This window comes from Candidatus Aminicenantes bacterium, from assembly GCA_026393795.1.
Taxonomy (GTDB): Bacteria; Acidobacteriota; Aminicenantia; order UBA2199; family UBA2199; genus UBA2199.
Map to the genome: position 1 here is coordinate 1 of JAPKZL010000184.1, position 5,964 is coordinate 5,964.

Below are 5,964 nucleotides of genomic sequence, written 5' to 3' on the forward strand. Positions count from 1 at the left end.
AGCCGATCAACCCTTGCCCTATAATCTTCATACTCCTTGCCGAAGGCCCTCGTGAGCTGCTGCTCCTCCTTGCCGATAAATATCGTGACACCAACATACAAAAAGACCGAGGCAACAAGATAAACCCAAGTCAGCGTCATCAGCGCGACACCGGGAAGGATAAAGAAGGTTACGCTGGAGTAGATGGGATTGCGGACCACGCCGTAAGCGCCGGTAGTCACCAGGTTGCCTTTGGAAAAACCAGCTATCAACTGGACGACCGCGCCCCCCCAAAGGATCAGCCCAAGCAGCAGCAATAAATATCCCGCGGGCTTGATGAATCCGAAGCTGTCGGGCAATGCGGCTATGTGGGGGAAATGCGCATGGACCCATATGGCTGCAATCAAAGACGGCAGCATGAACAGGATGATTTTCCCGCCCTGGCCGACGATGTTCATTCCTTTTTGATTCTTTAAGATGTTTGCCATGAACGTCCCCTTATTTGTCGAATTTTCTAGGAATCAAGCGGTTGCCGTTTGATGTAGACTGAAATACTCATCGGTTGCCCTCCACTTCCATTAGTGATTCCTTGCCATTTGCGTTCCCAACCTGTCGAATATTTTCCCGGTCAATTTTTTTAACTGGTTAAGTTTTACCGGATAATAGTAATCCGCTTCGAACCAGCCTTTTTCCTTGTAATACCTGTAATCTTTATCGCTCCCATTCAGCATTAATTTCATACTCGACCGTCCCGCTCTAAACACCATCAGCTTGAGTAAGGATGGAGCCGGGTATTCCTTCCTTATTAATTTTGCATAGAATCTTTTGCTTTGCCTGTCGATTATCTTATCGATCTTTTTTCGGCCTTTTTCCGTCACCGGTTCAAGCGAATTTATGCAACAGCCATTAACGACATTGAAGCCCAAAGCATTGCCGATGAAGTTGAAGTAGTTTACGATTTTACTTCCCCCATATATTCCCTGCGCCACTATACTGGTGAATGCCTTTCCAAAAAAGCGTGGCCGATGGAAAACGAATCCAAGCCGGTCAAGGAATATTTTCATCAATGCCGATACTTGAAAGGAGTAATTGGGAGATGCGAATATGACTCCGTCTGAATTCATGATCTTATCAATCAGCACATCTCTGTCGTCCTTGAATTGGCAAAATTCCTCGCCCTTGTCAAAGCATACCCTGCAGCCTTTACAAGTTCCCAAATCATAATCACTTAACCGAACTATTTCATATTCTATATCTCCAAGTGATTTTAACTTTTGCAGGAAAAGTTCGGTGGCATTGTAAGTATGCTCCTTTCGTGCGCTGCCGATAAATGCGGTGACTTTTATTGCTGTATTCTCCTTCATTGCGCCTCCTGACCGGATAGGGATTCAAGTGGGATTTTATGAAAATTTTGATGAAATTTCAACGGCTGACTGCAAATTGCCCGCGATCGTTCGAATCGGTTCGGTGGCTACTTTTCTCCTTGCGACTTCTCGATCTTGGCCCAGGAGTCGCGCAGGGTGACGCTGCGGTTGAAGACCGGCAGGTCCGGCGTGGAGTCGGCATCGACGCAGAAATAGCCCTGGCGCAGGAATTGGAAGAATTCGCCCGGCTTGGCGTCAGCCAGTCCCGGTTCGACCTTGCAGCCTTTAAGGATCTCCAGCGAGCCGGGGTTCAGGTACTCCTTGAAGTCCTTTTCATCTTTTTCGGCAGCTGGGTCGGCGACGGAGAGCAGCTTGTCGTAGAGGCGCACCTCGGCGTCGATGGCGTGAGCGGCCGACACCCAGTGCGAGGTACCCAGCACCTTGCGGCCGTCCTTGGTCCAGCCGCCGCGCGAATCGGGGTCGTAGCTGCAGCGCAGCTCGCGGATGGCGCCGCCGGCGTCCTTGATGACCTGGTCGCAGCGGATATAGTAAGCATGCTTGAGACGAATCTCTTTGCCGGGAGACAAGCGGAAAAATTTCTTGGGCGGGTCCTCGCGGAAATCGTCCTGCTCGATATATATCTCGCGCACGAAGGGGAGCTTGCGCGTGCCGGCGCCGGGGTCCTCGGGGTTGTTCTCGGCGTCGACCTGCTCCACCTTCCCCTCGGGGTAGTTCGTGATGACCACCTTCAGCGGCCGCAGCACGGCCATCACCCGCCGGGCCCGTTTGTTCAGGTCCTCGCGCAGGCAGTGCTCCAGCAGCGCCATATCGACCATGCTCTCGCGCTTGGCCACGCCGATGGCCTCGGCGAAGGCACGGATGGATTCAGGCGTGTATCCGCGGCGGCGCAGGCCGGCGATGGTCGGCAGGCGCGGGTCGTCCCAGCCGCGCACAAGGGCCTTGTCGACCAGTTCGAGCAGCTTGCGCTTGCTCATCACCGTATAGTTCAGGTTCAAGCGGGCGAACTCGATCTGCTGGGGGTGGCAGGGGACGGGCAGGTTGTCGAGCATCCAATCGTAGAACGGCCGGTGGTCTTCGAACTCCAGCGTGCAGATGGAATGGGTGATCCCTTCCAGGGCGTCGGAGATGGGGTGGGTGTAGTCGTACATCGGGTAGATCAGCCAGCGGTCGCCGGTGCGGTGGTGGCTTTCGCGGCGGATGCGGTACAGCACCGGGTCGCGCATGTTCAGGTTGGGCGAGGCCATATCGATCTTGGCGCGCAGGACGTAGGAGCCGTCGGGAAACTCGCCGGCGCGCATGCGCTGGAAGAGGTCGAGGCTCTCGGCGGCGGACCGCTCGCGGCAGGGGCTGTCCTGGCCGGGTTCGGTCAGCGTGCCGCGGTAGGCGCGGATCTCGTCGGCGCTCAAGGCGCAGACATAGGCCTTGCCGGTGCGAATCAGGTGCAGCGCGTACTCGTACAGCTTCTCGAAATAATCGGAGGCGTAAAAGAGGCGGTCGCTCCAGTCGAATCCCAGCCAGCGCACGTCGGCCATGATCGAATCGACGTACTCCACATCTTCTTTGCCGGGGTTGGTGTCGTCGAAACGCAGGTTGCACAACCCCTGGTAATCGGCGGCCAGGCCGAAATTCAGGCAGATCGACTTGGCGTGGCCGATGTGCAGATAGCCGTTGGGCTCGGGCGGAAAGCGGGTGTGGACGCGGCCGTTGTTCTTGCCGGCCTTGATGTCGTTTTCGATGATATTGCGGATGAAATTCAGACCCGGGGTAAAATCGTCAGCTCCCATGTTGACCTCGTGGCCGCCGGCCCATGAGCTCAGCCCTTGCTGCCGGCGGCGATATATTCCTGGGCGCGGCCGAGCCGGCGCAGGACCGTTTCCTTGCCCAGCGTTTCCAGCATCTCGAACAAACCGGGGCCGAAGCTGACGCCGCTGACCGCCAGCCGCGTCGGGTGGATCAGCTTGCCGACCGGCAGCCCGGCGTCGGCGGCGATGCGACGGTACAGCGCCTCGAGCCTCGCACCGTCGAACGGCTCGATGACGGCCAGGGCGGCGCTCAACGCTTTCAGCACGGCCTCAGTTTCCGGCTTGAAGTGCTTGCGGACCGCCGACTCCTCGTAGGCGACGGGGTCGGCAAAGAAGTAGCGCGAACTATCGGCGATCTCGGCAACCTTCTTGCTGCGCTCCTTGAACAGGACGATCACTTTTTTCAGATAGGCCTCATCAGCGAGGCTTTCCTCCGTCAGCGCCATCTTTTCCCAAAGGGCGCACAGTTCGGGCAGCAGCGACTCGGCGCTCCGTTTCTGCAGGTAGACGCCGTTCATCCACTCCAGTTTGGTCTCGTCGAAAACGGCCGCCTTGGCCTGCACGCGCTCCAGGCTGAAGGCGGCGATCATCTCCTCCAGGCTCATCAGCTCGCGGTCGTCGCCCGGCGCCCAGCCCAGCAGGGCGAGAAAATTCCGCAGCGCCTCGCTCAGGAAGCCGGCGCGCTGGTAGTCGAGGACCGAGGCGGCGCCGCGGCGCTTGGAGAGCTTGCCGCCGTCGGGGGCCAGGATCACCGGCATGTGGGCGAAGACGGGGGGCGTCCACTCGAACGCCTCGTAGATCAGAATGTGCTTGGGAGTGGAGGCGATCCACTCGTCGCCGCGCAGGACGTGGCTGATATTCATCAAATGGTCGTCGACCACGTTGGCCAGGTGATAGGTCGGGAAGCCGTCCGACTTGAGCAGCACCAGGTCGTCGAGCTGGGCGCTGTCGTAGGCGATGTCGCCGCGGATCAGGTCGCGGAAAGCCACCGAGCGGTTGTCGGGGATCTTCAGCCGCACCACGTGCGCTTCACCCGCCGCCAGCCGCTGCTGCACCTGGCCAGCGCTCAAGGCGCGGCAATGACGGTCATAGCCGGAGCCATGGGCCATCCTGGCCTTTTCCTGCTCCGCGCGCAGCTGTCCCAGGCGCTCCTCGGTACAAAAGCAGCGATAGGCGCGTCCGGCAGCCAGTAGCTTTTCGGCGTGGACGCGGTAGATCGCCGTGCGCTGCGACTGGAAATAGGGGCCGCTCGGGCCGCCGGCTTCGGGACCCTCGTCCCAGTTCAATCCCAGCCATCTCAGGCTGGCGAAAATCTCGGCCAGAGCCTCGGGCTGGTAGCGCTTCTGGTCGGTGTCCTCGATGCGCAGGATGAAGGTGCCCTGGTGGTGGCGGGCGAAGAGAAAATTGAACAGGGCGGTGCGAGCGCCGCCGACGTGCAGGTAACCGGTGGGCGAAGGGGCGAAGCGGACAACCGGGGCGGGCAGCTTTTCGGAATTGGCCATAATGAGCATTTTTACACGATTTCGCCACTGCTGTCAATGAACCATATCGGTGTAGCAGGGGTTAATAATTTAATCCACTTTAAAAAAACTCACCCCCCCTCAGGGGCAGACAAACCACATTCGCCAAAGTCGGCGAATGGTTTGTGCTGCCTCCTCCTCTCTTTTTAGAAGAGAGGGGAAAGTTATTTACTCCCCTTCTCTTCCCAAGAGAAGGTACGCATCGCCATGCTGAGTCTTTGCGAAGCATTTAGCGATGCCACACCACAACGTGGGGGTAGGGGATGAGTTTGAGTATATCGCTGCTAATATGCCCATTTAAAAAAACAGAAATGATATGATTTTGCTTCTTGAAAATCCCTCCATCTTATATTAGAATCCCAGCGTGGAAAAAATGATCGAAGTCGAATGCCCTGTCTGCCACGCCAAGCTGTGGGTGGACGCGGAAAAGAAAAACGTGGTCCAGCACAAGCGCAGCGAGAAGAAGCAGCTGTCCTCCTTCGAGGAGCTGCTGAACAAGGAAAAGCAGAAAAAAGAGGCGGTGGACGAGCGCTTTTCCCAGGCCCGTTCGCTTGAACAGGCCAAGAAGAAAAAAGCCGCCGAATTCTTCGACCAGACCATCAAGGAAAAATAAACCGTAGCAGGAGAGAACATGGATTTCAGCGAATTGAAAAATGCGATCCGCAAAGGGGTGCCCATCCAGGAGCCCGATTTCATCAAGGACGACGAGGAATCGCTCAATCTGGGCTACATGGACATGAAAGCCACCGAGAAGCTCGTCTTCTCGATATCCACCTTCAAGAACAAGAAATACTTCAGCATCCGCAACTGGTACCAGGCCGAATCGGGGGAGTGGGCGCGGACGAAAAAAGGCATCAACCTCTCCTTCGACAAGTTCGCTGAATTCGAAAATTTCATCAAGCTCGTCGCCCAGTCCATCCAGCTGGATCAGTAAGCGGCCGCTTAAAACCGGCAGCCGCCCGGAAAAAACACGCATGCCCAGAGCAATCGGTTTTGACAACGAAAAATACCTGCGCGAACAGACGGCGGCCATCCTGGAGCGGGTCCATTCCTTCAACGACAAACTCTACCTGGAGTTCGGCGGCAAGCTGCTGTTCGACTACCACGCGGCCCGCGTGCTTCCCGGCTTCGACCCGGACCTGAAGATCCGCCCACTCCTGAAGCTCAAGGACCGCATCGAGATCCTGTTCTGCGTGAACGCCCGCGACGTGCAGGGTGGTCGGGTGAGGGGCGACTTTGGTCTCACCTACGACCTGGCCACCCTCCGCACCCTCGACG

Annotated in this window: 7 protein-coding genes; 3 read left to right on the top strand and 4 right to left on the bottom strand. The window is 57.3% G+C overall.

Annotated elements, in window-relative coordinates:
• From NTW95_08705 to gltX, 4 genes are all read right to left on the bottom strand, one after another.
• Positions 1–467, bottom strand: a 467-nt coding sequence (locus NTW95_08705) for an isoprenylcysteine carboxylmethyltransferase family protein (protein ID MCX6557489.1), incomplete at its 3' end; no start/stop codon positions are given.
• 90 nt (positions 468–557) lie between these two features.
• Positions 558–1,343, bottom strand: coding sequence for a flavodoxin family protein (locus NTW95_08710; GenBank protein ID MCX6557490.1), 786 nt, complete (start codon positions 1,341–1,343; stop codon positions 558–560).
• Between the two features lie 107 nt (positions 1,344–1,450).
• Complete coding sequence (locus NTW95_08715) at positions 1,451–3,148, bottom strand: glutamine--tRNA ligase/YqeY domain fusion protein (protein ID MCX6557491.1); 1,698 nt, start codon at positions 3,146–3,148, stop codon at positions 1,451–1,453.
• 29 nt (positions 3,149–3,177) lie between these two features.
• A complete protein-coding gene (gltX, locus tag NTW95_08720) occupies positions 3,178–4,668 on the bottom strand; it encodes a glutamate--tRNA ligase (GenBank protein MCX6557492.1) in 1,491 nt (496 codons plus the stop codon).
• Positions 4,669–5,050: 382 nt separating this feature from the next.
• On the opposite strand from gltX, the gene NTW95_08725 reads away from it, so the two are divergent.
• From NTW95_08725 to NTW95_08735, 3 genes are all read left to right on the top strand, one after another.
• Complete coding sequence (locus tag NTW95_08725) at positions 5,051–5,299, top strand: hypothetical protein (protein ID MCX6557493.1); 249 nt, start codon at positions 5,051–5,053, stop codon at positions 5,297–5,299.
• An 18-nt stretch (positions 5,300–5,317) separates the two neighbouring features.
• Positions 5,318–5,620, top strand: a complete 303-nt coding sequence (locus tag NTW95_08730; GenBank protein MCX6557494.1) for a transcriptional coactivator p15/PC4 family protein — start codon at positions 5,318–5,320, stop codon at positions 5,618–5,620.
• A gap of 40 nt (positions 5,621–5,660) precedes the next feature.
• Positions 5,661–5,964, top strand: a 304-nt coding sequence (locus tag NTW95_08735; GenBank protein ID MCX6557495.1) for a DUF1846 family protein, incomplete at its 3' end; no start/stop codon positions are given.

Bases quoted from the DNA above. Each gene is read 5' to 3' on its own strand.
- gltX (MCX6557492.1), bottom strand. From the start codon at position 4,668: ATGGCCAATTCCGAAAAGCTGCCCGCCCCGGTTGTCCGCTTCGCCCCT.
- NTW95_08710 (MCX6557490.1), bottom strand. From the start codon at position 1,343: ATGAAGGAGAATACAGCAATAAAAGTCACCGCATTTATCGGCAGCGCA.
- NTW95_08715 (MCX6557491.1), bottom strand. From the start codon at position 3,148: ATGGGAGCTGACGATTTTACCCCGGGTCTGAATTTCATCCGCAATATC.
- NTW95_08730 (MCX6557494.1), top strand. From the start codon at position 5,318: ATGGATTTCAGCGAATTGAAAAATGCGATCCGCAAAGGGGTGCCCATC.